The sequence below is a fragment of the Streptosporangium brasiliense genome (genome assembly GCF_030811595.1).
GTDB classification, from domain to species: Bacteria; Actinomycetota; Actinomycetes; order Streptosporangiales; family Streptosporangiaceae; genus Streptosporangium; species Streptosporangium brasiliense.
In genome coordinates, this window is record NZ_JAUSRB010000002.1 from 6245147 (window position 1) to 6268785 (window position 23639).

The 23639-nt window shown below is 71.5% G+C and carries 22 protein-coding genes and 1 pseudogene; 14 read left to right on the top strand and 9 right to left on the bottom strand.

What is annotated here, in order from left to right; translation table 11 throughout:
- The first annotated feature begins 26 nt into the window (after positions 1-26).
- Positions 27-965 carry a GlxA family transcriptional regulator gene (locus J2S55_RS36910; protein ID WP_306870671.1) on the top strand — a complete coding sequence of 313 codons (939 nt, stop codon included), beginning with the start codon at positions 27-29 and terminating at the stop codon, positions 963-965.
- A 73-nt stretch (positions 966-1038) separates the two neighbouring features.
- Here the strand turns inward: J2S55_RS36910 and J2S55_RS36915 are convergent, their stop codons facing one another.
- The 4 genes and pseudogenes from J2S55_RS36915 to J2S55_RS36935 all read right to left on the bottom strand — a co-directional run bounded on the left by J2S55_RS36915 (position 1039) and on the right by J2S55_RS36935 (position 4562).
- Entirely contained in the window at positions 1039-1599 is a 561-nt protein-coding gene (locus J2S55_RS36915; RefSeq protein ID WP_306870673.1) for a cysteine hydrolase family protein, read from the bottom strand.
- Positions 1600-1824: 225 nt separating this feature from the next.
- A complete protein-coding gene (locus J2S55_RS36920; protein WP_306870675.1) occupies positions 1825-2781 on the bottom strand; it encodes an NAD-dependent epimerase/dehydratase family protein in 957 nt (318 codons plus the stop codon).
- A gap of 243 nt (positions 2782-3024) precedes the next feature.
- Positions 3025-4024, bottom strand: a pseudogene (locus J2S55_RS36925) (PepSY-associated TM helix domain-containing protein).
- A gap of 1 nt (position 4025) precedes the next feature.
- Positions 4026-4562: an MFS transporter gene (locus J2S55_RS36935; protein ID WP_306870699.1), complete on the bottom strand. Its 537-nt coding sequence runs from the start codon at positions 4560-4562 to the stop codon at positions 4026-4028.
- 487 nt (positions 4563-5049) lie between these two features.
- On the opposite strand from J2S55_RS36935, the gene J2S55_RS36940 reads away from it, so the two are divergent.
- Together J2S55_RS36940 and J2S55_RS36945 are read left to right on the top strand one after the other, a co-directional pair.
- Complete coding sequence (locus J2S55_RS36940) at positions 5050-5235, top strand: hypothetical protein (protein ID WP_306870701.1); 186 nt, start codon at positions 5050-5052, stop codon at positions 5233-5235.
- A 207-nt stretch (positions 5236-5442) separates the two neighbouring features.
- Positions 5443-6390: a glycoside hydrolase family 113 protein gene (locus J2S55_RS36945; RefSeq protein ID WP_306870703.1), complete on the top strand. Its 948-nt coding sequence runs from the start codon at positions 5443-5445 to the stop codon at positions 6388-6390.
- A 461-nt stretch (positions 6391-6851) separates the two neighbouring features.
- On the opposite strand, the gene J2S55_RS36950 is transcribed toward J2S55_RS36945, so the two are convergent.
- Positions 6852-8894, bottom strand: a complete 2043-nt coding sequence (locus J2S55_RS36950; protein ID WP_306870704.1) for a serine hydrolase domain-containing protein — start codon at positions 8892-8894, stop codon at positions 6852-6854.
- A 153-nt stretch (positions 8895-9047) separates the two neighbouring features.
- Here J2S55_RS36950 and J2S55_RS36955 point away from each other — a divergent pair, with 153 nt between their 5' ends.
- The 5 genes from J2S55_RS36955 to J2S55_RS36975 all read left to right on the top strand — a co-directional run bounded on the left by J2S55_RS36955 (position 9048) and on the right by J2S55_RS36975 (position 13106).
- The gene (locus tag J2S55_RS36955; protein ID WP_306870707.1) at positions 9048-9998 is read left to right on the top strand and encodes an aminoglycoside phosphotransferase family protein; all 951 of its coding nucleotides are present in this window, start codon (positions 9048-9050) and stop codon (positions 9996-9998) included.
- Positions 9999-10171: 173 nt separating this feature from the next.
- On the top strand, positions 10172-10801 hold the full coding sequence (locus J2S55_RS36960; RefSeq protein ID WP_306870708.1) for a hypothetical protein: 630 nt from the start codon (positions 10172-10174) through the stop codon (positions 10799-10801).
- 288 nt (positions 10802-11089) lie between these two features.
- Positions 11090-11536: a carboxymuconolactone decarboxylase family protein gene (locus J2S55_RS36965; protein ID WP_306870712.1), complete on the top strand. Its 447-nt coding sequence runs from the start codon at positions 11090-11092 to the stop codon at positions 11534-11536.
- Positions 11537-11625: 89 nt separating this feature from the next.
- Positions 11626-12588, top strand: a complete 963-nt coding sequence (locus J2S55_RS36970; RefSeq protein ID WP_306870714.1) for an MFS transporter — start codon at positions 11626-11628, stop codon at positions 12586-12588.
- A 41-nt stretch (positions 12589-12629) separates the two neighbouring features.
- Positions 12630-13106 carry a pyridoxamine 5'-phosphate oxidase family protein gene (locus J2S55_RS36975; RefSeq protein WP_306870716.1) on the top strand — a complete coding sequence of 159 codons (477 nt, stop codon included), beginning with the start codon at positions 12630-12632 and terminating at the stop codon, positions 13104-13106.
- A 160-nt stretch (positions 13107-13266) separates the two neighbouring features.
- Here the strand turns inward: J2S55_RS36975 and J2S55_RS36980 are convergent, their stop codons facing one another.
- Positions 13267-13992, bottom strand: a complete 726-nt coding sequence (locus J2S55_RS36980; RefSeq protein ID WP_306870717.1) for an alpha/beta fold hydrolase — start codon at positions 13990-13992, stop codon at positions 13267-13269.
- 192 nt (positions 13993-14184) lie between these two features.
- On the opposite strand from J2S55_RS36980, the gene J2S55_RS36985 reads away from it, so the two are divergent.
- Together J2S55_RS36985 and J2S55_RS36990 are read left to right on the top strand one after the other, a co-directional pair.
- Complete coding sequence (locus J2S55_RS36985) at positions 14185-15138, top strand: alpha/beta hydrolase (RefSeq protein ID WP_306870720.1); 954 nt, start codon at positions 14185-14187, stop codon at positions 15136-15138.
- Between the two features lie 82 nt (positions 15139-15220).
- Positions 15221-16030, top strand: a complete 810-nt coding sequence (locus tag J2S55_RS36990; protein ID WP_306870722.1) for an alpha/beta hydrolase — start codon at positions 15221-15223, stop codon at positions 16028-16030.
- Here the strand turns inward: J2S55_RS36990 and J2S55_RS36995 are convergent.
- Positions 16005-18299: an ATP-binding protein gene (locus J2S55_RS36995; RefSeq protein ID WP_306870724.1), complete on the bottom strand. Its 2295-nt coding sequence runs from the start codon at positions 18297-18299 to the stop codon at positions 16005-16007. The genes J2S55_RS36990 and J2S55_RS36995 overlap by 26 nt on opposite strands.
- A gap of 116 nt (positions 18300-18415) precedes the next feature.
- Positions 18416-18574: a hypothetical protein gene (locus J2S55_RS37000; RefSeq protein WP_306870726.1), complete on the bottom strand. Its 159-nt coding sequence runs from the start codon at positions 18572-18574 to the stop codon at positions 18416-18418.
- Positions 18575-18755: 181 nt separating this feature from the next.
- Here J2S55_RS37000 and J2S55_RS37005 point away from each other — a divergent pair, with 181 nt between their 5' ends.
- Both J2S55_RS37005 and J2S55_RS37010 read left to right on the top strand, forming a co-directional pair.
- Entirely contained in the window at positions 18756-19577 is an 822-nt protein-coding gene (locus J2S55_RS37005; protein WP_306870729.1) for an NAD(P)H-binding protein, read from the top strand.
- Positions 19578-19938: 361 nt separating this feature from the next.
- The gene (locus tag J2S55_RS37010; protein ID WP_306870732.1) at positions 19939-21153 is read left to right on the top strand and encodes a low temperature requirement protein A; all 1215 of its coding nucleotides are present in this window, start codon (positions 19939-19941) and stop codon (positions 21151-21153) included.
- A 28-nt stretch (positions 21154-21181) separates the two neighbouring features.
- Here the strand turns inward: J2S55_RS37010 and J2S55_RS37015 are convergent, their stop codons facing one another.
- Positions 21182-22162: an RNA polymerase sigma-70 factor gene (locus J2S55_RS37015; protein ID WP_306870733.1), complete on the bottom strand. Its 981-nt coding sequence runs from the start codon at positions 22160-22162 to the stop codon at positions 21182-21184.
- Between the two features lie 209 nt (positions 22163-22371).
- On the opposite strand from J2S55_RS37015, the gene J2S55_RS37020 reads away from it, so the two are divergent.
- Positions 22372-23127 carry an SDR family oxidoreductase gene (locus J2S55_RS37020; RefSeq protein ID WP_306870735.1) on the top strand — a complete coding sequence of 252 codons (756 nt, stop codon included), beginning with the start codon at positions 22372-22374 and terminating at the stop codon, positions 23125-23127.
- 43 nt (positions 23128-23170) lie between these two features.
- Complete coding sequence (locus J2S55_RS37025) at positions 23171-23608, top strand: cupin domain-containing protein (RefSeq protein ID WP_306870737.1); 438 nt, start codon at positions 23171-23173, stop codon at positions 23606-23608.
- Positions 23609-23639 lie beyond the last annotated feature (31 nt).

The following is a 23639-nucleotide window of genomic DNA, read 5'->3' on the forward strand; positions in this document are numbered from 1 at the left end:
GTGACATCGTTAGGTACATTCGTGCCGTGAAACACCGCGTGGTCACCCTGGTCAGCCCGCCCCAGGAGATGTATCCGGTGACCAGCGCCTCGGCCGTCTTCGGCTACCACGGCCCGGACATCCCCGGGCACTACGACTTCGAGCTCTGCGCCGAGCGCCCGGGGCCCGTCCGGACGACCATGGGCGTCGACATGATCATCGAGCGTGGGCTGGAGGCCCTCGACGAGGCCGACACCCTCCTTGTCGCCGGCTGGTGCGCAGGCCCGGAGATCTCCCCGGAGCTCGGCGCGGCGGTCCTCGCGGCCCACACCCGCGGCGTGCGGATCATGGCCATCTGCTCGGGGATCTACATCCCGGCGAGTCTCGGTCTCCTGGACGGCCGTGCCGCCGCCACCCACTGGGAGCTGACCGCCGATCTCGCCGCGCGCTTCCCCCGGATCCGGCCCGACGCGTCCGTGCTCTACGTGGATCACGGTGACGTGGCGACGGCCGGCGCCACGGCCACGACCGTCGACCTCTGCCTGAACCAGGTCCGGCGCGACCACGGCGCGGCCCTGGCGATGCGGATCGGCCGGCAGCTGTCGGCCGCACCGCACCGGGAGGGCGGCCGGCGCCAGTATCCCGAGCTGCCGACCACCGGCCCGGTCGCCGACTCGCTCGCCCCGCTGCTCGACTGGATCACCGCCAACCTGGACCGGCCACTGACGGTCGAGGACATGGCGGCCCGCTCCGGCCTTTCCCGCCGTACCCTCAACCGTCACTTCACCGACCAGCTCGGCGTCTCTCCCGGCCGCTGGCTGCTCAACCGCCGCATAGCCAGCACCCGCGCCCTTCTCGAGGAGACCGACCTCCCCGTCGAGACGATCGCCCAGCGCGTCGGCCTGTCCTCGGCGGTGAACCTGCGCCGCCGCTTCCACGCCGCGCTGAACACCACGCCCGCCGCCTACCGGCGCTCCTTCCGCTGACACGGCCGGGTCCGGACCCGGACCCGGACCCGGCGGAGCGGGGATGGCTCAGATCTTCAGTGCTGACGGCCGGTCACAGCCGGGCGGCCCACTCGTCGCCCGTGAGGACGTCAGCGCCCCTGGCCGGGAAGACGCGGTTGACCAGGAAGTCGTGCACGTCCGGTTCCCCGTCGGCGCAGGCGTCGCTGAGCACGGTCAGGCGGTAGTCGCGGTCGGCGGCGTCGTAGAACGTAGCGGCGACCATCGCCCCGGTCGCGACACCGGCCAGCACGATCGAGTCGACGCGCTGGGCGCGCAGGAGCCGATCGAGGTCGGTCCCCGAGAACGCGCTGGCGCGGCGCTTGAGGATGACGGCCTCGCCCGGCAACGGCTCGATGCGCGGGTGCACGAGCGTCTCGGGGGATTCTTCGTGGAACAGCGTCCCCGCCCCGCGCAAGGTGTTGATCACCTGGTTTCCCGCTGCCACATCAAGGCCTGAGGCCCGGAGCCCGAACCGTATGAAGATCACCGGGATTCCGGCGGCTCTGGCCGCAGGGAGAACCCTTTCCACGACGGGGAGCACGCCGGCGGCGAAGGGGTAGTTGTCCACGATGCCGGCCTGTAGGTCGCCGATGATGAGCGCGGTGGTGGTCATACGGATTCCTTCACTGTACGGCGTGTCATCGGCCATCCTCGCGGCCGTAACCTTGGCGCTGTTGTTGATCTAGTACGACGATAGTGGGACAGATTCGCATACGGGGCATCGGCCGCGTCGCGGGCGGCTGGAGACGCGTCTCCTCACCTGCCGGTGATCGTCGCGCGCTGTCACCGCTCCACGGACCTTGATCCAGATCCTGCGTTCCGGCACCACCTCGCCGTGTCAGGCGAGCATTCGGAGAAGCTCGGCCTCTTCGGCGGCCGTGAGGCCGGAGCGGCTCACCGTGTGGCCGGACTCGCGCTGCCAGGCGAGCGTGTCGCGGGCCGTGTCGGCGACCGGGCGGATGTGCAGGCCGGCGGCCAGCGTGGCGGAGGTGTCGCGGGTCATGAAGCCGGCGTATTCGGGCAACGGCAGCCACATCGGCAGCGACCGCGGCCCCATCCACGGCTCCACCTTCTGCGCGACGAGGAACTCCTGGCCGGCCCAGACCAGCTCGGGCTCCACCTCCAGGCCCTCGGCGATCTCCGCCAGCAGCCTGCCCCTGCCGAAGGGCATGGAGATCGCGTCGTACGGCCCGGAGAGCCCCTTCTCCGCCGAGTCGAGGGTCCAGATGGCCAAATCGCGCACGTCGACGAGCTGGACGAGATCGTCGGGCGACCCAGGAGCCAGCACGGGCCCGCCACGTGCCAGCCGGTCGACCCAGTAGGTGAACCGGTCGGACTGGTCCTCCGGACCCACGATCAGCCCGGCGCGCACGAGGAGCGCCCCCTCGCCGACGATCTGCTCGCACGCCACCTTGGCCGGCCCGTAGTTCTCCGGGTCGGCCTCGTCGGCGTCGGCGGCCAGCGGCTCGTGCATGACCTGGTTGGCCTCGCCGGAGTCGGAGTAGACACTGCACGACGACACGAACGTCCAGTGACCGGCACGGCCCGCGAGCTCCGCGACGGCCCGCCGTACCGAGCTCGGATGCCTGGCGACGTCGATGACGAGGTCGAACGATCCCTCCACGGGCGCCAGCCCGCCGTCCTCGCTCCGGTCGACCCGGACGAACTCGACATCCGGCGGCGGATCGCCCGCGAGCCCGCGAGCCGCGCACACCACCTCGTGCCCGCGGTCGCGCGCCTGCCGCGCGATCTCCCTGGACAGGAATCTCGTACCACCCAGAACAAGTGTCCTCATCCCCCCATCCTGACCCACCTGCCCCGCGTGAACTCCGTCCCTTCACTCCCAGCGCAAAACCGGCCCGGCCGTGACCCGGCCGTGACTGGGGCGGACCCGTCGCCCGCAGGCGGTCGGGTGCGCCGGAGAACCCCCTGACGGTCGCCGTCCCTCGCCTCCCGCCTCCCCGTCCCCGCCGGGAACGTGACACGGGAGACGGAGGGACGGCACCGAGCCGGCACGGCGGTCGTGGCCGGTACGGGGTCAGCGGGCAGCCCTGATCCGGCCGAGCACGACGTCGACGGCCAGGAAGGCGAGCAGGGAGATCCCGAGCAGCGGGACGGAGACGCCCACCACGACCGCCGCCGCTCCGACGGGCAGGAGCACGGCCGGCGGCACCGCGCGCCGGCCGCCGCGCCCGTAGGGGGCGGCGAAGCCCCGGGTCGGGCGGCGCTGCCACCACATCCGGTAGCCCCAGACGATCATGGAGATGAGCCCGAGGGCGAGCGCCACCAGCAGGATCTGGTTGGGCAGGCCGAACAGCACCCCCATGTGCCCGTCGATGCCCCAGCGGATCAGTTTGGCCACCAGCGGGAAGTCGTCGAAGCGCAGCTCGCCGACGACCTGGCCGGTCGCCGGGTCGACCGCGACCTGGTCGTTGCGCTGGGGCCACTCGCGGTCCATCTCCTTGACCGTGAAGGCCGCGCCGGGCTCGACCGGCCAGACGACCTCCAGCGGCCCGGAGAGCCCGGCGCCCTGCGCCGCCGCGACGATCCGGTCGGCGTCGGCCTCGGCCGCGGGCCCGCCGCCGTGCCCGGCGTGGTCGGCGTGGTCACCGGCGGAGGCGGACAGGGACGGGGTCGTCCAGCCCAGCGCGTTCTGGAGCTTGTCGACGTTCGCGCCCGCGTACGCCGACCAGGTCAGCCCGGTGGCGGAGAGGAACAGCAGGCCGACGGTGATCCACAGGCCCACCGAGCCGTGCCACGACAGGGTCCGCCACAGGCCCGTGGCCCCGCGGTCGGGCCGGAGCGCGCGGCGGCGGTGGCTCAGCCAGAGCACGACGCCGCCGAGCGCGACCACCCAGAGCCAGCTCGCTGTAGAGGCGGCCGGGTCCGCCCAGGTGGAGGTGGCGGTGGAGAGTGGAGATCCAGGCGCGCACCGGGAGCGCGCCCGAGCTGCCGTAGCTCTCCAGCGCACCCCGGACCTCGCCCGTGTGCGGGTCGACGAAGACCGCCAGCCGGGTGCTCTCCGGCAGGTCCGGCACGTCAAGCAGGACCCGGGTGGTCGCGCCGGGAGACGGCCGCGGCGAGCAGTCGGGTGACGGACGAGGCCCGGCTCTCCCCGGAGGGCCGCGGGGCGAGGCGCCGTACGGCGGGCGGCGCCCAGCACACCAGCAGGGTGAGGACCGAGGCGGCGAGCAGGCGCAGCAGCGTGGCCAGGGCGGTCTCGCCGCGCTCCAGCCAGTAGGCCGACAGCAGTGCTGTCACGACGTGGGCCAGCAACATGGACACATCCGCGGCCAGGCCGCCGTGTCCGTGACCGGGAACCGGCGGCGGCTGCACCGCGGCCGCGGAGAACAGGTGGTGCAGGCCGTACTGGGCGGCGAAGGCCGCCGTGAGCAGGGTGCCCAGGCCCCGCTGCCGCCGGGCCAGCACAAAGGCCCCGCCCGCCACGAGCACCGCCGCCCCGGCGGGCGCCGCCGCGTCGACTGCGGCGCCTCCGGCCAGCACATGCATGCCCAGGGAGATCGCCACGCACACGACCGCGAACGCGATGGCGCGTAGCAGGCGCAGAGCGGGCATGCCCCTCATGGTGACAGAGATCGCCGAGTCTGCCGAGCCCGTAGATCCCTCGAAGGCCGCATTGAACAAGCGATCTGAGACAGCATTGGACAAGCGACCTGTCCGATCCCCGGCGGGCCTGGTTGTGGCCTGCCTGGCCGAGGACCGCTGACCGGACCGATGCCCGGGAAGGTCACCTCGGCCGGTGGCGGTGGCGGTGGCGGTGGCGGTGGCGGTGGCGACGGCCGGAGGAGCGTGTCCGCGCCCCGCCGGCTGTACTTGGGACTTCTGCCGGGCTCCGATGGCGGTTACCGCGACGGTGAAGGCGGCTGAGCGGCCTGACCAGTACATCTAGAGCGCCATCTCCGGTTGAGCCTGTGTTGCTGCTAGTGTCGACGATCTCAGATCCGCAACCTTCTCCCGATGGTCTTGAGGGCCCAAGCCGAAGCACCTGCTCCGGCTGTGGGGGAAGGCGCAAGATCTCCATTGACAGTTGGAGAGTCTTGCCATGGGTGAAATCAAGCGGATCAAGAGCGTGTCGGAATCCGGAGAACTGCGGCTGCTGACCGTGGTCAGTGCGCGGAAGGACGCCGGCAGCAGCCTTTCTCGCGTGCGGAGCATCGCCAAGACCATCGGCCGCTCACCACGCGCCTACGACGACCGGGCGATCGAGAACGCAGACCGGTTCCGCTGACTCCTGGCCTATGCCGCCAGTACCGCGAGCACCATCCTCGGCCACCGCTGCACCCAAGGGGCGGCGGGCCGCAGCGGCGAGGACGCTCCGCGTGGGTGAACCGGTCGCGCCGCTCATGGCGGCGCAGATCACCGCCGCGCCCGCCACTCACCAGGAGACGCTCTGCTCCTGGCTGAAACACAGGTTCACACCAAGAAGGGAATTGTCATGAAAAAAGGGATCAACTATGACACGGGCTTCCTGCCGGGAGACCACTTCACCCGCAAGGTGTTCGATGCCGAGACCGTGCGACGCGAGATGCGTGTCATCGTCGACGACCTGCGCTGCCAGGCCGTCCGCGTGTCCGGCGGCGACCCCACCCGGCTGAGCGTCGCCGCCCAGGAGGCCGCCGAGGCAGGGCTGGAGGTCTGGTTCGCGCCCTTCCCCGTTGACCTGCCCGATCAAGACGTGCTGGCTCTCTACGCCGACTGCGCCGAGCGCGCGGAGGCGGTCCGGCGCGGCGGGGCCGAGGTAGTGCTCGTGACCGGCTGCGAGTACACCACTTTCGGCCACGGCTACCTGCCCGGCGACACCTACACGGCGCGCATGGACGCCATGATGGCCGACCTGGCCTGGCTGGAGTCACTGAGCACGACTATGGGCCGCTTCAACGCGTTCCTGGCCGAGTCGGCCGAGACCGTGCGGCCGCTGTTCGGTGGCCGGATCACCTACGCCTCGGCCCCCTGGGAGTCCGTCGACTGGGCCCCGTTCGACCTGGTGGGCGTGGATGCCTACCGCGCCGCGTACAACGCCGACACCTTCGTCGAGGAGATGCGCGGCCACTTCAAGCACGACAAGCCCGTCGTGGTCACCGAGTTCGGCACCTGTGCCTGGCTGGGCGCGGCCGAGCAGGGCGGCGCCGCGATGCTGGTGCCAGAGGGGGCGGTGCCGGACGAGGGCGAGCAGGTCCGCTACTTCGAGGAGTTGATGGACATCTTCGAGAAGGAGGGTGTGGCCGCCGCCTTCTGGTTCAGCTTTGCCGGATACGCCCTCCAAGGCCCGGCCGACCTCGGCTCCTACGGTGTCGTCAGGATGCTCGACGCGACCAGGTGGGAGCCCAAGGCGGTCTTCCACGCCATGGCCGCCAGGGACGCGCGCAGCTCGCGGAAGCGCTGAGGCATGACCAGGACCTGCGGCGTCATGCTGGAGAACGGACGGCGAGCGCTGACCGGGCTGCCGGCGCTGCAGCGCGCGGCTGAATGTCCTGGGCCGCAGCGGCGGGCAGGCCGGCGTTGTCCGGTCTGCTGCTGGTGGTCCCGGAATTGCCGGATTTCCTCGATCAGTTCGGGGACCCGGTAGAGGAAGGCCCGGGAGGCACCCGAGGCGCGGACGACAGCGGCAACCGTTTACGCGGTGGCCGCCGTCGCCGGGGCGCTCCTGGCCGGCTGGGGCAGCAGGCAGGTCAAGCACGGCAAGCGCGGCCGATGACCGGCCGCAAGGCGGCGACGGCCTGGTCCCACGGGAGTCGGCCAAGGCGTTCACCGCCGGTGAGCAGGCGGCCGTACCGCTTCCACAGGGCAACACCCACGGCGAGCACGTCGAGTTCGGATGGCCTCCGTACGCGAGGACGCGCCTCGTCAGAGGAGACAGAAGACGTTGTCGATGAACTCGTCGTCGAAGTTGACCGGGTTGGCTGATCCCTCCGAGTAGGCCCAGCTCAGGCTGCGCTGCCCGTTCTCCGAGTGCACCGACCACGTCCGGTAGCCGGGGACCCGGCCGTCGTGCCACCATACGTTCTTGCCGCAGCTCAGGGTGGTCCGGAAGATCCCCATTCCGGCCCACTTGGAGCCCTCGCCGGTGTAGACGAGGTTGCTCTTCATCTCGTTGAGCCAGCTCGTCCCGGTCACGTACCCGACCAGCAGATACTTGTAGAAGAGGTTGAGTTCGGGGATGGTCGAGACCATCTGGCCGCCCGCCGCCCAGCGCGAGGCGTTCTGTCCGGTGGTCTCGACCCGGGTGGAGGTGCCGGGGTTCCACCAGTAGCCGCGCAGCCGCACCGACGAGAGCGCGGTGTCGGTGGGGACGGAGGTGCCGGCCAGCCTGAACGGGCCGATCAGGTCACGGCTCATCTGGTCGGGGTAGGACCGGCCGGTGACCCGTTCGATGATCATGCCGATGACCAGGTAGTTGCTGTTGGAATAGGAGTAGCGGGAGCCCGGCGTGAACAGCCGTGCGTGCCGGTTCACGATGTCCAGCAGCTGTTGGTTGGTGAACCCCTGCGTCATCGTCGTCGCGAAGTCGGGCAGGTCGTCGGTGAAGTTGTAGAGCCCGCTGGTGTGCTGGAGGAGATTCCGCAGGGTGATCTGGTCACCGCCGGTCACGTTGGACAGATACTGCGAGATGTGTGCGTTCAGCGAGACGTTCCCGGCGGCGGCGAGCCGTAGCAGCTCGGCGGCGGCGAAGGTCTTCGAGACGCTCGCGACGCGCACCCGCGCGTCCATGCCGGAGACGTCGCCGTAGTGCGCCTGGAACGTGCCGAGCGTCCCGTCCGACAGTTCGGCGATCGCCGCGCCGCCGTTGAACCAGGCGGTGTGCAGCGTGGTGTTCTGCACCATGGCGCGGGCCTGGTCGGCGCCGGTCATCTCCCGGGTCATGACGCCGGTGAAGAGCGTCTGACCGTTCTCGACATACCCCTGCGCGCTGATCAGCCGGGCGCCCTTGCGCAGTGTCTTGAGGTTGAGCTGGTCATGGTTGAGGCCGTACCACCAGCCCGGCGCCGGGCCGGAGGTGTTGCGCAACATGATCGCGTTGAAGGTGCCGTCGGCATTGCGGCTGGCGTCCACCAGCCGCGCGCCGTTCTGCCCCGCCAGGTTGTTGACCTGGGCGTCGCTACCGCCCAGCCACCACCAGAACTGCTGCGAGCTCCAGCCCGTCAGCAGCAGGTCGTACCAGCGGGCGCCGCCGCCGGCGTCGAACGGCCGCAGCTTGACGGGCCGGGCGCCGGTGGCCTGCTGCTGCGCGAGAACGAACGAGGTGTCGCCGTAGTACCACCACCAGGGCCGGGCGCCGTCACCTGTGTTGTCGACCAGCGCGACGGCGAACCGCCAGCCGTCCGCGGTCCAGTAGCGGGCGACCGAGGCGGGCCGGGTGCTGGTGTAGTTCGCCAGGCCGACCACGCCCTGGTCGGTCAGCCCGTAGTAGAGCCCCCAGGACCGCACCCAGTAGGCGCCCGTGTTCTTGACGAGGGTGGCGGTGAAGGTGAGCTGGGTGCCGGGTTGGTGGGCGATGTCGCTGACCCGCGCGCCCTGGCTCTGCGCGTAGTCGTGGATCTGCTCGATCGTCCAGCCGTTGACGGTCCACCACTGCGTCGGCGCGGTGAGGTACTGGTCGTCCCCGTAGGACTCGTTGAACGCGGCGGCGGTGCCGGCCCTCGCGGTCGCCCGCGCCATGGCGCCCGTGCCGCCCGCGGTGCGCCGCGGCGCCTCCGTCGTGGTCTTCACCAGGTGCCCGCCCGACCGGGTCTCACCGACGACGGGTGTCTCCGGCGTCGCCCCCGCCACCCGGCCGTCCTGCTGCCCGACGACGACGCCGGGCGGGGGACCGGAGGCGGCCTGGCCGGGCACCGCCGGCGCGAGCAGGAACAGGAGTATCGCCAGCAGGGACAGCAGCCGTCGGCTCACAGGACGCACACCTCTCTCCGAGTGATAACCGCATGATCAACCAAAGCGGTCGCTTGTTCAATATCCATCGGACGCCGATCCTACGGGCCGGGCGGATCACCGGAGCCGGCGGCGTGGCCCGCGGCCACCTCCCGCGGCCGAAAACACATTGCGGTGAAGGCCGGGACGCGCGACGATCCCGGCGTGAAGATGCACCCCGACCAGCTGACGGTGTCACCCAAGACGGTGCGCGCGTTGGTGGATGAGCAATATCCCGAGTGGCGGAACCTGCCCATCACGGGCGTCGCCGCCCATGGGACGGTCAACGCCATCTTCCGCATCGGCGACGGCTTCACCGCCCGGTTCCCTCTGCAACCCCGGCACGTCGACTCGGCGCGGCGCTGGCTGGAGTCCGAAGCGGAGGCGGCGCGCGAGCTGGTGGGCCGCACGCGCTTTCCCACGCCCGAGCCGGTCGCGCTCGGTGAGCCCGGGGCGGGATACCCGCTTCCGTGGTCGGTGCAGACGTGGCTGCCCGGCGTCGTGGCCACCGACGAGGATCCGGGCGGATCGGTCGCGTTCGCCCACGACATGGCCGATCTCATCAACGATCTGCGTGCCGTCGACACGCGTGGCCGCACGTTCGCCGGCGGAGGCCGAGGCGGTGACCTGCGGTCTCACGACGCGTGGATGGAGACCTGTTTCAGGCACAGCGAACGGCTTCTGGACGTCCGCCGGCTCCGCCGGATGTGGGAAGACCTTCGAAGTCTGCCGCGCCATGCGGCCGACGTGATGACCCACAGCGATCTCATTCCCGGCAACGTGCTCGTGTCCGCCGGCCGGCTGGCCGGGATCCTCGACGTCGGCGGCTTCGGGCCGGCCGATCCCGCTCTGGATCTTGTGAGCGCCTGGCATCTGCTGGAGGCCGGGCCGCGACAGGTGCTCCGCCTGGACCTCGGGTGCGACGATCTTGAGTGGGAGCGAGGCAGAGCGTGGGCCTTCGTGCAGGCGATGGGGCTCGTCTGGTACTACCTCGAAACCGATCCGGCCATGAGCCGGATGGGCCGGCGCACCCTGGAACGCATCCTGGCGGACGGCTGCCCCTCACCCGGGGAGCGGCAGCCGTGAGGGCAGCCGATGCCGTGGGTGCGGTGAAGGGCTGTAGCCGACGGCGGGCCGAAGGGGCCCTCGGACGACCGTTCACCGGCGGTCGGACGACGGTTCACCGGCGGTCTGCTCCGCACCGCCCGGGTCGCCGTGCTCGCGCGAACCTGATGGGCGTTCCGCCCATCTAACCCGGCATGATCATAATCCTCGCGGCGGCTCTCTGGTCCTTGCCCCCCGCCCAGATCCCCAAGAACTTCCTGCTGAGCGAGAGGGCCGCCCGTACGCCCCTGTCGGAGATAGAGAAGGACGAGATCTGGTGGGAGATCAGCGACCGGCCGGGCAGGCCCTTGGAGCTGAACCCCTGCGGGCGCAAGCACGCCACGACGGCGGACCGGGCGGCCGCGCGCACCATTGTCCGCACCGACAGCGCGCCGTCGTACTCCAGCGAACAACTCGTGATCTACCGGAACGCCGAGGCGGCCAGGACGGCCATGAGAAAGCTGCTCGCCGACGCCAAGCGGTGTGCGGCCGCGCCGTACGGCAAGCCGTACAGCTGGGCCGACGACGGGAGAACCCGGTGGGTGGTGAACCGTACGCGGCTCGCGGACGAGGCCGCGCTGATGCGCCTCATGATGTACGACAAGCTCAACAAGGAATGGTCTCCCCTGTTGTCGGGCCTCGTGACGCGCAAGGGGAGCGCGCTGATGATCTACTCCGGCGATTCGGACGCCCTCGGCCACCCGCAGAAACAGGCCGTCAAGACCCTGCGTCACACCGCCGCTGAAATGGCGGCGAAGGTATGCGCGCTGCCCGGGGTCTGCTGACCCTGACGGTGACCCCCGCCGCCTGCCGGAGGAGTCCGCACCCCAGCGGCGTGGCGTCTTCGACGGGGAGGTGAGCCGGGTCGGGGCGGGGGTGGTGGCGCGCCCCCTGAGCGGCGGCCACGGTGACTCCCCTGCCCGCGCCGACGAGCGTGATGAGTTCCCGCCAGTCCGTCCCACCTGCCCTCCTACCGGTAAAGCCGCCTTACCGATAGGTAAGAACTTCGCTGTTGTTCCAGGTCACGGCGTGATCGATGCTTGATCAGCCAACGGGAACCAGAGGAGGGCTCGATGGACCACGAGCGGATCGCTCTGAGTGCCGTGTCGCCGCGCGCCGTCGAGATCATCGCCGAGCTCGACTGCGTGCTGCGGCGGGAGACGCTGGTCGATGACCGGCTGCGAGAGCTGGTGAAGATCCGCGTCTCCCAGCTCAACGGGTGCGCGTACTTCCTCGGCAGGCGCTCCGCGGAGCTCCTGCGCCTGGGCGACACCCAGGAGCGGCTCCACCAACTGGCGGGCTGGCGCGACTCCCGGCTGTTCTCCGCGACCGAACGGGCCGCGCTGGCCCTGGCCGAGGCCATGACCCGGCTGCGGCCCGAAGGCGTGTCCGAGGAGGAGTACGGCGAGGCCGAGCGGCTGCTCGGACCCTACAACCTCGGCAACCTCATCATGACGATCTCCCTGTGCAACGCACTGGATCGCATGTGCCTGGCGGCTCGGCTGCATCCCCCGAGCTGAGCTTCCCGGTGCTACCCCCCTCGCGGCACGGATGCCGCGAGGCCGATCCGTGCTGCCCGGCTACGCGTCCGACAAGGAACGGAACAAGAATGATGTTTCAACAGACCGACCGCATGAGCAGGCGGGCGTGGGGCATGCTGCTCGTGCTGTGCGGCGCCATCTTCCTGGAAGGCGTGGACGTCTCGATGATGGGCGTGGCCCTGCCGTCGATCCAGGCGGAGCTGGCCATGTCCACCGGTGAGCTGCAGTGGGTGGTCAGCGCCTACGTGCTCGGTTACGGCGGCTTCATGCTCATGGGCGGCCGGGCCGCCGACCTGCTCGGCCGCAGACGCATGTTCCTGTTCTGGCTGGCGGTCTTCCTCGTCTTCTCCGGCCTGGGCGGACTGGCCGGCGAGGGCTGGATCCTGATCCTGTCCCGGCTGGTCAAGGGCATCGCCGCAGCGTTCCTCACCCCCGCAGGCCTGTCCATCATCACCACGAGCTTCCCCGAGGGCAGGCTGCGCAACAAGGCGCTTCTCGTCTACGCCGGTACGGCCGCCGCCGGGTTCTCCCTCGGGCTCGTCGTCGGCGGCCTGCTGACGACGATCAGTTGGCGATGGGTGTTCTTCGCCCCGGTCCTGCTGACCGCGGCGATTCTCGCCGCCGCCGTCGCGCTGGTGCCCAGGGACGAGCCGAGCGACCGTCCCGCCCAGGGCTTCGACTTCGCGGGCGCGATCAGCGTCACGGGCTCGGTGCTGCTGCTCGTCCTCGCCGTCGAGAGAGCGGCTCACGTGGGCTGGGCGCAGACGCTCCTGCTGCTGGCCGCGGGCCTGGCTCTGCTGGCCGCTTTCGTGGCCGTCGAGCGGCGGTCGCGTTCCCCCCTGGTGCGCCTGGGCGTCTTCCGGTCGGGAACGCTGGTCCGCGCCAACCTGGGCGCGATCCTGTTCTCCGGCTCGTTCTTCGCCTTCCAGTTCATCGCCGTGCTCTACCTGCAGCAACTGCGCGGCTGGTCGCCGCTCGAGACCGGACTGGCCCTGCTGGCCATCGGCATCGCCCCTCGGGCTGCGCCGTAGCGGGACCCCGATCGAGCAGCACCTGTGAACCTGGAGACACCATGACTGTGAAAGTGAAGTCCTTCGCCGAGATCGAGAGCGAGTTCAACGCCTTCGTCGGCGCCATCGTCTACGCCACGATGGTCACCGTGGACGCCGAGAACCGGCCCAGGACCAGGGTCCTGATCCCCGTCTGGGAGAACGTCGACGGCCGTCCGCTCGGCTGGCTCGCCACCTACAAGACGCCCGTCAAAGCGGCGCACATCGCCGGCAACCCTCACACCAGCTTCTCCTACTGGACCCAGGGCAACAACTCCGTCGCCGTCGACACGGTCGCCGCGTGGGTCGACGACCTGCCGGTCAGGAGCCACGTGTGGGACCTGTACAAGAGGACGAGCCCGCGCGGAGCCGGCTACGACCTGGGCAACTTCTGGCGCTCGCCGGCCGACCCCAAGCTCCACGTCCTGCGCCTGACACCCTGGCGCGTCCAGGTCATCCGCGGCATGGACCTGCGTAGCAGGATCTGGCAGAGCGGCTGACCCCCGGGGCCACGTCGCCCGATGACCGGCTGGAAGGGCCGCTCATCGGGTGACGTACCGCACCGTGGGCGGGGGCGGCCCCGGCGCCGGTGAGAGCGTCGGCGGCGTGGACCACCGGTGTCCCGGCGCGGGGAGAGACGCGGCGGCGCGCGGTGAGGTGTCAGGCCGAGGTGGCCCGGACCGCCTCGCGGATCACGTCGGCGACCTCCTTCGGACGGGACACCGCGACGGCGTGCGAAGCGCCCGCGACCTCGACGCCGGCCGCCCCCGCCCGCTTGGCTCCGAACCGCTGGACCTCGGGGTTGATCGCCTGATCGGCGTCGGCGATGACCGCCCACGAGGGCTTCGTCCTCCAGGCCGCCGTGCTCGCGGTCTCGGTGAACGCCGCGGCGGCCAGCGGCCGCTGCGCCACCGCCAGCACCCCGGTGACCTCGCCGGGCACGTCCGCGGCGAAGACCCGGGGGAACGCCTCGGGGGCGATCGTGAACTCGACGGCGGGCTCGGCGCCCTCCACCGGGTACGTGGCCTGCCGCAGGCTGGCCCCCAGCGGCGGCTCCGGGAACCGTCCCTGCAGCTCGGCGAGGCTCTCGCCCTCTTCGGGGACGTAGGCGGCGACGTAGACGAGACCGACGACGTTCTCCGTCGCGCCGGCCACGGTGATGATCGCACCACCGTAGGAGTGGCCGACCAGCACGACAGGGCCGTCGATCTGGGCCGCCACGGAGGCGACGTACGCCGCGTCGGAGGCCAGGCCGCGCAGCGGGTTGGGCGGGGCCACCACGGGGACGCCGTGCTGCTGCAGTTCGGCGATGACGCCGGACCAACTGGCCGCGTCGGCGAACGCGCCGTGCACGAGGACGGCTGTCGGAGTGGTGGTTTCCGTCATGGAAGCGCTCCTTGTCGGCAAGGTGTCGGTTGTTCAGTGGCGATCCAAACAGGCCACGACGGGGGGAACGAGGCGGAAGCGTACTTCTGCCTGTGCTTCTGCCTCGTCTTCTCCCGGTGCCGCTTGCTTGGATGTGTGGTGAACGGGAGCCCCCATGTGCCGGAGCCCCGCCTTTCCCCATTTGGAGCGATCATGATCAAGCCTGTCCTGGAACCTGCCGCGCAAGCCTTCGCCGAGGCCACGGCCCGGCCGCCGTTCCTCTTCCAGCTCCCGCCGGACGAGGGCCGCAAGGCCGTGGACGACGTCCAGTCCGGCCCGACCGACAAGCCCGCCGTGGACGAGGAGTGGGTGACGATCACCGGTGGCCCCACCGGTGCGGTCAGGGCCCGCGTCGTCAGGCCGGCGGGCAGCACGGGCGACCTTCCCGTGATCATTTACATCCACGGCGCCGGCTGGGTCTTCGGCAACGCCCACACCCACGACCGGCTGGTGCGCGAGCTGGCGGTGGGCGCCGGCGCCGCCGTCGTCTTCCCCGAGTACGACCTGTCGCCCGAGCACCGCTACCCGGTGGCGATCGAGCAGAACTGGACGGTGGCCCGGTGGGTCGTCGCCGAGGGCGCGTCCAGGGGCCTGGACGCCACGCGCATCGCGGTGGCCGGCGACTCCGTCGGCGGCAACATGGCCGCGGCGCTGACGCTGATGGCCAAGGAGCGAGGGGGAGTGCCGCTGCGGCAGCAGGTGCTGTTCTACCCGGTGACCGACGCGTCCTTCGACACCGGCTCCTACCAGCAGTTCGCCGAGGGCTACTTCCTGCGCCGGGACGGCATGCAGTGGTTCTGGGACCAGTACACCACCGACGAGGCCCAGCGGGCGGAGATCACCGCCTCCCCGCTGCGGGCCACCACCGAGGAGCTGGCCGGGCTGCCTCCGGCGCTGGTCATCACCGCCGAGGCGGACGTGCTGCGCGACGAGGGCGAGGCGTACGCGGGCAAGCTCCGCGCGGCCGGGGTGCCGGTGACGGCCGTGCGCCAGCTGGGGATCATCCACGACTTCGTCATGCTCGACGCGCTGCGCGGGACCTACGCGGCCGAGTCGGCGATCGGGCTGGCCGTCGGCACGCTCCGCCGCGCCCTCGCCGAGAGCTGAGACGGTCCCCGGGCCGTACGGGGGGCCGCCACCACGACCGGCGGCCCTCGTACGGACCGACCCCCGACTCCAGGACGGATTCATGCCATCCACCTTCGACCTCGCCCGGATACGCCAGGCCAACGCCACCGGCCGGGTCCCGGTCGTCTTCATCCACGGCCTGTGGCTGCTGCCCACGAGCTGGGAGCGCTGGGCCCGGGTGTTCGACGAGGCGGGATTCGCTCCCATCACTCCTGACTGGCCCGTCATGCCGCCGGCCGGGGCCACGGCCGGCGAGGTGGCCGACCACTTCGCGGACCTGATCGGCGGGCTGGAGCGCAGGCCCGCCGTCGTCGGCCACTCCACCGGCGGCCTGCTCACGCAGGTCCTCGCCGGGCGCGGCATGGCCTGCGCCGGCGTGGCCATCGGCCCGGCCCCCTTCCGGGGTGCGCTGCCGCTGCCGATCTCCCCACCGCGCGTCCCCGCCCGCGCGTCGGCCGATCCAGCCGCCGGCCGCGGCGCCGTCCCGCTCACCTACGACCAGTTCCGTCACTCCTTCGCCAACGCCGTCGGCGAGGAGGAGGCCGAGTGGTTGTACGAGACGTTCGCCGTCCCCGCACCGGGCGCGCCGCCGCTCCAGGCGTCCGCCGCCGCCTTCGACCCGTGGAGCGGGCCGGAGGTCGACAGCACCGCGGAGGATCGGGGCCCGCTGCTGCTCATCTCCGGCGAGATGGACGCCACCGTCCCCTGGACCGTCGTCCACGCCTCCTACCGGAACCAGGTCCGCAACGCGCACCACCTGACCGAGATCATCGAGATGCCCGGCCGTGGGCACTCGCTGACCGTCGACAGCGGCTGGCGCGAAGTCTGCGGCACCGCCCTGACCTTCATCCAGCGCTTCGTGGACCCGTGACAGGATCCGCCTGCGCGACCTGGTCGAGCTCCTTGAGCACCTGGGCCGCCCGGTCGGTGTCATCGGCGGCCTCATACAGCTCCACAGCCTCCCGGAACGCCTCGCGCGCCTGCTCCACCTCCGCCAGCTGGACCAGCGCCTTGCCCAGGTTGGTCAGCGAGAGCGCCACGGCCCGGGTGATCGGGCGCCTGCGCAGCTCCCGCAACGCCTGGTGGTAGTGGTCGGCGGCCTCCCGCCAGCGTCCGAGGGCGAGGTAGCCCTCACCCACCAGGTCCAGCGCCGCGCCGACGGCGTGGTTGACGATGGCCGGCGAGCCGCCGAAGGCGGGATCGCGCAGCCGCTCCACCAGGGCCAGGTTGTGCCGCACGGACTCCTCCACCCGGCCGAGCCGGCGCAGGCTGTTTCCCACACTGACCATGGCCTGGGCGTAGCCCTCGGTGTCCCCGGCCTCCTGGAAGCACTCCGCCGCCTGCCGCGTGTAGCTCAGCGCGGTCTCCCCGCTCGGCTGGTCGTCACGGCCCCACAGCGCCCAGGTGGCGTAGGTCAGCGCCCAGCCCTGCTGGCGCACGTCGCCGATGTCGCGGGCCAGCTCCAGCGCGCGCAGGGCGGTCGCCTCCGCCTCGTCGTAGCGGGCCTGGCAGTAGGTCTGCGCCCAGGACAGGTAGTTGAGATGCGTCGCCTCCTGCCCGCGCTCGCCCATGGCGCGGGCGGACCTGGCGGACAGCTCGAACACCTCGGGCCAGTGCCCCCAGTGCATCCACAGGTCCGAGAACCAGTGCATGGCCTCGGCCACCTCGACGACGCGCGCGTGCTCGCCGACGCGGGCCGCCTGCCGCAACGCCGCCAGCCACGCCTCGCCCTCCGACTGGAGCCACTCGTGCGCCTGCTGCGAGCTGTTCAGCTCGACGGGGGAGCTCCAGTCCGGCGGCGGGGCACCGTAGTCCGGCTCGAACCAGCGTCCGGCGACCGTGGCGACCTTCAGCAGCCAGTCGTCCATGCGCCGCCGCGCCTGCCGCTGGGCCACGATGGGCTCCTCATCCGACAGCCGGGCGCGGGCGAACAGCCGCACCAGGTCGTGGAAGCGGTAGCGGCCCGGGTACGGCGACTGCAGCAGACCGAGGTCGACCAGCTCCTCCAGCGCGTCCTCGGCCTCGGCCGGGTCGAGCTCGGCCAGGACCGCCGTCATCGGCACCCCGAAGTCCGGCGCCGCGGCCAGCGCCAGGCGCCGGAAGCTCTGCCGGGCCGGCAGGGAGAGCTGCCGGTACGACAGCGCGAAGGCGGCGGCCACGGACAGGTCTCCCGCGGCCAGGGACTCCACCCGCCGTCCCTCGTCGCCGAGGCGCGCGGCCAGCTGCCCGACCGTCCAGCCGGGCCTGCTCTGCAACCGGTTCCCGGCGATGCGCAGCGCCAGCGGCAGGTTTCCGCACAGGCTCGCCACCTGCGCCACCCCGTCCGGATCGGCCCCGGCACGCTCCGCGCCCACGATCGCGCGCAGCAGCGCGGCCGCCTCCCCGGTGGCCAGGTGCGCCAGCGGGACCTGGTGCACGCCTTCCAGCCCGGCCAGCGGCCGGCGGCTGGTGACCACTGTCATCACCGGACCGTCTGAGGGCAGCAGCGGACGCACCTGGCCTTCGTGCGCCGCGTTGTCCAGGATGATCAGGCATCGCCGGTCGCGCAGCAGGGCCCGGTAGTGGCCCGCGCGGTCCTCCTCGTCGGCGGGGATGCGCCGCTCGGCCACTCCCAGGGCCTTGAGCAGCCGGGACAGCGCCGTCCCCGGGTCCAGCGGGACCGGATCCATGCCGCGCAGGTCCAGGTAGAAGCGGCCGTCGGGGAACAGGTCGGCCAGCTGCCCGGCGGCCCGCACGGCCAGCGCCGTCTTGCCGATGCCGGCGGCGCCGGAGACGGCGGCCACGACGGCGGCCCGCTCGTCCCCCGTGCGGGCCGCCAGTTCGCGCAGCGCGCGCAGCTCCCGTGCCCGTCCGGTGAAGTCGCCCACTCCGCGGGGCAGCTCGCACGCGCCCGGCGCGGGGGCCTCCTGGCGCGGTCGTCCCGCCCGTGCCGCCTCCGACAGCGCCGCCCGCCGCGCGTCGTCGAGCCCCAGCCCTTCGGCCAGCGCCTCCACGGTGCGCCGTTGCGGGCCGCGGCTGGCCCCGCGCTCCATGTCGCCGATGGCCCGTACGCTGACGCCCGACGCGTGGGAGAGCTCCTCGATCGTCAGTTTGGCGGCGTGTCGCAAGCTCCGCAGCAACCCGCCGAACGACTCCGCCACCCGTCCCCCTCACGATCAACGTCGGCGAAGCACCACAAACGCCGCATATCTACCCTATCCGCCCGTTGAGGGCGGATATTCTCCCGCACGGGCCCGCGGCCGGGCCCATGCCGACGTCACTGGCCCTGCGGGCCTCCGGGTGGCGCGGCGGGGACGACGCAGGACAGGGCGCGGCGCAGGACGGCGGCGAAGGGTTCGGTGGCGCCGGGCGCGAGCCAGTGCCGCCCCGCCACCCGGACGGCGCCGGTGACCGCCGCGGCACCAGATGGTCCCACCCGCCCTGGACCAGGCGTGGTACGGCGGGCTCACCCGGCTGGTCCACCAGGTTCTGTTGCCTGCTGGGGCATCGGATGACGCGCAGAGCAGGATATAGGACTGGAACTGTCCTACTTGGCCTCTAATGTCTTGGGTACAGCGAACACCAACCCGTTCCGCGCACAACTGGAGTGCATCACCATGACTTTTCTCGTCACCGGAGCCACCGGGACCGTCGGCCGCCTCGTCGTCGCCGAGCTGCTGGAAGCCGGTCAGCGGGTGCGTGCGCTCACCCGGAACCCGGCCAAGGCCGACCTGCCGGCGGGCGTCGAGGTGGTCGGCGGCGACCTGGGCGACCCCGGCACCCTGGGCCGGGCGTTCGACGGCGTCGTCGGCGTCCACCTGATCAACTTCGCCGGTGACGACTACGCGCCCCTGCAGTACGGCGAGCAGATCGTGGAGCTGCTCGCCGAGTCGGGCGTCAAGCGGGTCACCGTGCTCGGCGGGCGGGTGGACGGTCCGCTGGAGAGCGCGCTGGCCTCGAGCACGCTGGAGTGGACGCTGCTCAACCCGGTGGAGTTCATGTCCAACACGCTCAAGTGGTGGGCCGACGGCGTGCGCCACCAGGGCGCCGTCCGCGAGCCGTTCGGCGGGCGGCTCAGCGCGATGGTCCACGAGCGCGACATCGCGGCCGTGGCCGCCAAGGTGCTCGTCGAGGGGGGACACGACGGGCGCACCTACACGCTGACCGGCCCCGAGGCGCTGCGCACCACCGAGAAGATCGAGCAGCTCGGCGCGGCGATCGGCAAGGAGATCGCCTTCGAGGAGCTGACCGAGGCGCAGGCCCGTGAGATGTGGGCCGGGTTCGGCATGGGTCAGGAGACGATCGAGTTCCTGATCGACGCGCTCGGCAACACCCCGGAGGTCGGCTACACCGTGGTGCCGACCGTCGAGGAGGTCACCGGGCGTCCGGCCCGGTCCTTCGCCGAGTGGGCGCGCGAGAACGCCAAGTCGTTCCGCTGAACCCGAGGCCAGGTGTCCACGGCGTACGACGTTGACGGGCGACGGCCGTCCTCGGCGAAGAGGCGGGAACCGGGGAACGTGGTGGCCCGGCGGGCCGCCGCGTTGTACCCGGCGACCTCGTGGACCGGCTGTACCGGCCGTCGGACACCCCCGAGTGGCCACACCTTCATTCGGCCACCGGTCGGGACAGGATAGCCTGGGCGGCCGGTGACGGCCCTGCGAGAAGCGCCTGTGTCGCGTACCCGGTGCCGCGTCGTCACAGATCGGGGTGCTGCCCTGTGTTTCCGGCAGGACGAGTTCACGGAGCGACAGGAGCGAGACCTTGCCACCAGCTGACAGGACCATCCGGATCCGCGTCCGAATGAGAGCTCGTCCCATCGACGAGCCGCACCGCGTGTCGAGCCAGCTGGAGCTCCTGTTCGACCTCACCTTCGTGGTCGCGGTCGCGGCCGTCACCGCCCGGCTCGCGCACGACATCGCCGACGGTCATGGGCTCGCCGGACTGGTCCCGTTCCTGCAGGTGTTCTTCGCGATCTGGTGGGCGTGGATGAACTTCACCTGGTTCGCCTCGTCCTACGACACCGACGATGTCGCCTACCGGCTGCTGACCATGGTGCAGATGGCCGGCGTGCTGGTCCTTGCCGCCGGTGTGCCGGCCGCGGCCGGTCACGGCGATTACGGTGTCGTCACGCTGGGCTACCTCATCATGAGGATCGGCCTCGTCGCCCAATGGCTGCGGGCCGGTCTCGAGGATCCGGCGGGCCGCCGCACCGCGCTGCGCTACGCCGCCGGCATCACCCTCGTGCAGGCGGGCTGGGTGCTCCGCCTCTTCCTGGCGGAGGCGGGTGTCCTGCCCCCGGCCTCCCTGCTGCCGCTGTTCGCCTGCCTGGTCGTCCTGGAACTCGCGGTGCCACGGTGGGCGGAACGGGTCAGGGCCACCAACTGGCACCCGCACCACATCGCCGAACGCTACGGCCTGTTCACGATCATTCTGCTCGGTGAGAGTGTCCTGGCCGCGAGCAGGGGAGTCGGAGGGGCGATCGAAGCGGGCCGGATCAGTGGCCCGTCCGTCGTCATCGCCGTCTGCGGCCTCGTCCTGCTGTTCGCTGTCTGGTGGCTGTACTTCCTCGTACCGGCGGGGGAAGGCCTCAGTGACCGCCGTCACCGGTCCTACCTGTGGGGATACGGCCACTACGGCATCTTCGCGGCGCTGGCGGCCCTCGGCGCCGGACTCGAAGTGGCGGTGGAGCAGAGCGGGCACGCCGTCGCGGCGTCACCGCCGGCACTCGGCTACGCCGTCGCCGTCCCGGTCGCCCTGTATCTCGCCCTGCTGTGGGCGGTACACGCGCTTGCCGCCGTGGAGCCCGTCATCTTTCCCACCGCGGTCCTGGGCTGCGTCACCGTCATCCTGTCGCTGCCGCTCGCGGCGCCCTGGATCGGCGTGGCCGCCGTGGTCGCGGCGATCGCAGCCGTCTGCGTCCTGCTGGTCGCTCTCACGATGTGGACCGCAGCCGTCGGGGGCCGCGCCGGAGCACGCCGTCATCGCCCGCCGGCCTCCGGCCCCGGCGAGTCCTGAAGCCGACCGAGCCCTACCAGGCCGAACGTCAGCCCCGGAGCTCGACGGACATCGCGGTGATCTTGGCCGGGTTCATCATCCACAACACCTGGTCGATGCCCTGCGCCGAGGCGTTGACCGTGAGGACCGTGAAGACCTGTCCGTCGCGGCTGAGCAGGGCTGAGGTCTGACCGTTCGTGGCCGCCCAGGCCACGTCGACCCCGGTCCAGAAGTGGCCCGCGAACGCCTTGACGTACTTCGCGACCCGCGACGCGCCCACCACGGGGAAACGAGAGGCGCGCACGCTGCCTCCTCCGTCTGAGTAGCTGGTCACGTCCGCGGCGAAGAGCTGTTCCAGCGCGGTCAGGTCGCCGGAGCGGGCGGCGGTGACGAAGGCGGTCAGCAGTCTGCGTTGCTCGGCCCCGGTCACGGGCGTGCGACGCTCGACGAGCACGCGCTTGCGGGCCCTGCTGACCAGCTGGCGTACGGCCGGCTCGTTGAGCTGGATGATGTCGGCGATCTGCCGGTAGGGGTAGTCGAACGCCTCCCGCAGTACGTACGCCGCCCGTTCGGTGGGCGAGAGCCGCTCCAGGAGCATCAGCACCGCGAACTCCAGAGCCTCGCTCCGCTCGGCGCCGAGATAGGGATCCGCGTCGGTGTCGACGGGTTCGGGAAGCCACGGGCCGATGTAGGTCTCGCGGCGGACGCGCGCGGACCGGGCGGCGTTGATGGCCAGCCGCGTGGTCGCCGTCGCCAGGAACGCGGCCGGGCTGTCCACCGTGGCGCGGTCGTAGCCCTGCCAGCGCAGCCAGACCTCCTGCACCAGATCCTCGGCCTCGGCCGCGCTGCCCAGCATCCGGTACGCGATCCCGAACAGGCGCGGCCGCGCACCGGCGAACACCGCGGCGGCCTGCTCGAGATCCTCCGGACCGCCTGATCCGGCATCCGCCACCGCCATCGCCCCCTGCCGGGCCGGTGTCCCGCGCTCCGTCGGCAGGGCCGTTCTCCGGCCCCCACCCTGGACTGCCACCTGCCGTCTGCTCCCTTGAGCGGCAAGGATAACCCAGCGGCGGATGACAGCCCGCGCGCTGCTCCTCCTCGCGGAAATCTCGATCGTTGTCGATGGCGTCGTCCGCGGCCCGCAAAGAATCTCGTGGCGGCTGTCACAAGACAGGAGGCTGCCCGGTCTTAGCTGATACCGGTTGGCAGCAGACGCCCCGGCGGACAGAGAGGTTTGCCATGAAGATCGTGGTAATCGGCGGAACCGGCCTGATCGGGTCGAAGGTCGTGACGGAGCTGGGCGAGCACGGTCACGAGGCGGTGGCCGCGTCACCGAACACCGGCGTCAACACCCTCACCGGCGAAGGGCTGGCCGAGGTGCTGGCAGGTGCGCAGGTGGTGATCGACGTGTCGAACTCGCCGTCGTTCGAGGAGAAGGCGGTGCTGGAGTTCTTCGAGACCTCCACCCGCAACCTGCTCGCCGCGGAGGCCGCGGCGGGCGTCGGCCACCACGTCGCGCTGTCGGTCGTGGGAACGGAGCGGCCGCCCGGGAACGCCTACTTCCGGGCGAAGACCGCCCAGGAGCAGCTGATCGAGAAGTCGTCGATCCCGTTCTCGCTCGTGCACGCCACCCAGTTCTTCGAGTTCGTCCGGAGGATCGCCGACGAGGCCACGGACGGCGACAAGGTGCGGATGGCGCCTGTGCTCTTCCAGCCCATCGCGGGCGACGATGTCGCGCAGGCGGTCGCCAGGGTCGCGATGGGGAGGCCGTTGCACGGCAGGGTCGAGGTGGCCGGGCCCGAGCGGTCCCGGATGGACGAGTTCTTCCGCGACGCGCTGGCCTCCTGGGGCGATCCGCGCGAGGTGGTCACCGACCCGCACGCGCGCTACTTCGGGGCCGAGCTGCTCGAGCGGTCGCTGGTGCCGGATGACGGCGCCACCCTCGGCCGGATCCGCTACCGCGACTGGTCGGCCCGGAACGCGGCCGGCGAGTAGCGCGCCCGGCCCGAAGCCTCCACAGACACGAAAGGTGACTTCCATGTCCGACAGCGACCCGGGACCCGCCGGGCCCAAGCCGAGATCGACCGCGTGGCAGACGGCGCTGACCATGCTGCAAGAGGCCGAGCCGCCGTTCATCCCGCAGGGCGCGCACGTCATGACCGTGGTCGTCGAGTTCCCGCCCGGCGACCCCGGCACGCCGCCGCACCGGCACTCGGGGCCGGCGTTCGGCTACGTGCTGGAAGGCGAGATGCTGCTGGAGGTGGAAGGCGAACCGGAGCGGGTCGTACCCGCCGGGGAGGCGTTCTGGGAGCCGGGCGGCGACGTCATCCACTACCAGGACGGCAACAACCGCGACGACATCCCACTGCGGTTCATCGTCACCATGCTGTGCGAGCCCGGCAGGCCGATGCTCACCCTGGTGGACGAGGAAGAGCTCGCCCGGCGCAAGGACCGCCGCGCCCCGCGCCCGTCCTGAGCGCGGACGGATCTCGCACCGCCCCGGCCGG

Coding starts and splice junctions, on each gene's coding strand:
- J2S55_RS36975 (WP_306870716.1), top strand. CDS start 12,630: ATGACTGTGAAAGTGAAGTCCTTCGCCGAGATCGAGAGCGAGTTCAAC.
- J2S55_RS37025 (WP_306870737.1), top strand. CDS start 23,171: ATGTCCGACAGCGACCCGGGACCCGCCGGGCCCAAGCCGAGATCGACC.
- J2S55_RS36945 (WP_306870703.1), top strand. CDS start 5,443: ATGAAAAAAGGGATCAACTATGACACGGGCTTCCTGCCGGGAGACCAC.
- J2S55_RS37020 (WP_306870735.1), top strand. CDS start 22,372: ATGAAGATCGTGGTAATCGGCGGAACCGGCCTGATCGGGTCGAAGGTC.
- J2S55_RS36985 (WP_306870720.1), top strand. CDS start 14,185: ATGATCAAGCCTGTCCTGGAACCTGCCGCGCAAGCCTTCGCCGAGGCC.
- J2S55_RS36965 (WP_306870712.1), top strand. CDS start 11,090: ATGGACCACGAGCGGATCGCTCTGAGTGCCGTGTCGCCGCGCGCCGTC.
- J2S55_RS36935 (WP_306870699.1), bottom strand. CDS start 4,562: ATGCCCGCTCTGCGCCTGCTACGCGCCATCGCGTTCGCGGTCGTGTGC.
- J2S55_RS36960 (WP_306870708.1), top strand. CDS start 10,172: ATGATCATAATCCTCGCGGCGGCTCTCTGGTCCTTGCCCCCCGCCCAG.
- J2S55_RS36915 (WP_306870673.1), bottom strand. CDS start 1,599: ATGACCACCACCGCGCTCATCATCGGCGACCTACAGGCCGGCATCGTG.
- J2S55_RS36940 (WP_306870701.1), top strand. CDS start 5,050: ATGGGTGAAATCAAGCGGATCAAGAGCGTGTCGGAATCCGGAGAACTG.
- J2S55_RS37010 (WP_306870732.1), top strand. CDS start 19,939: ATGAGAGCTCGTCCCATCGACGAGCCGCACCGCGTGTCGAGCCAGCTG.
- J2S55_RS36970 (WP_306870714.1), top strand. CDS start 11,626: ATGATGTTTCAACAGACCGACCGCATGAGCAGGCGGGCGTGGGGCATG.
- J2S55_RS37005 (WP_306870729.1), top strand. CDS start 18,756: ATGACTTTTCTCGTCACCGGAGCCACCGGGACCGTCGGCCGCCTCGTC.
- J2S55_RS36920 (WP_306870675.1), bottom strand. CDS start 2,781: ATGAGGACACTTGTTCTGGGTGGTACGAGATTCCTGTCCAGGGAGATC.
- J2S55_RS36980 (WP_306870717.1), bottom strand. CDS start 13,992: ATGACGGAAACCACCACTCCGACAGCCGTCCTCGTGCACGGCGCGTTC.
- J2S55_RS36990 (WP_306870722.1), top strand. CDS start 15,221: ATGCCATCCACCTTCGACCTCGCCCGGATACGCCAGGCCAACGCCACC.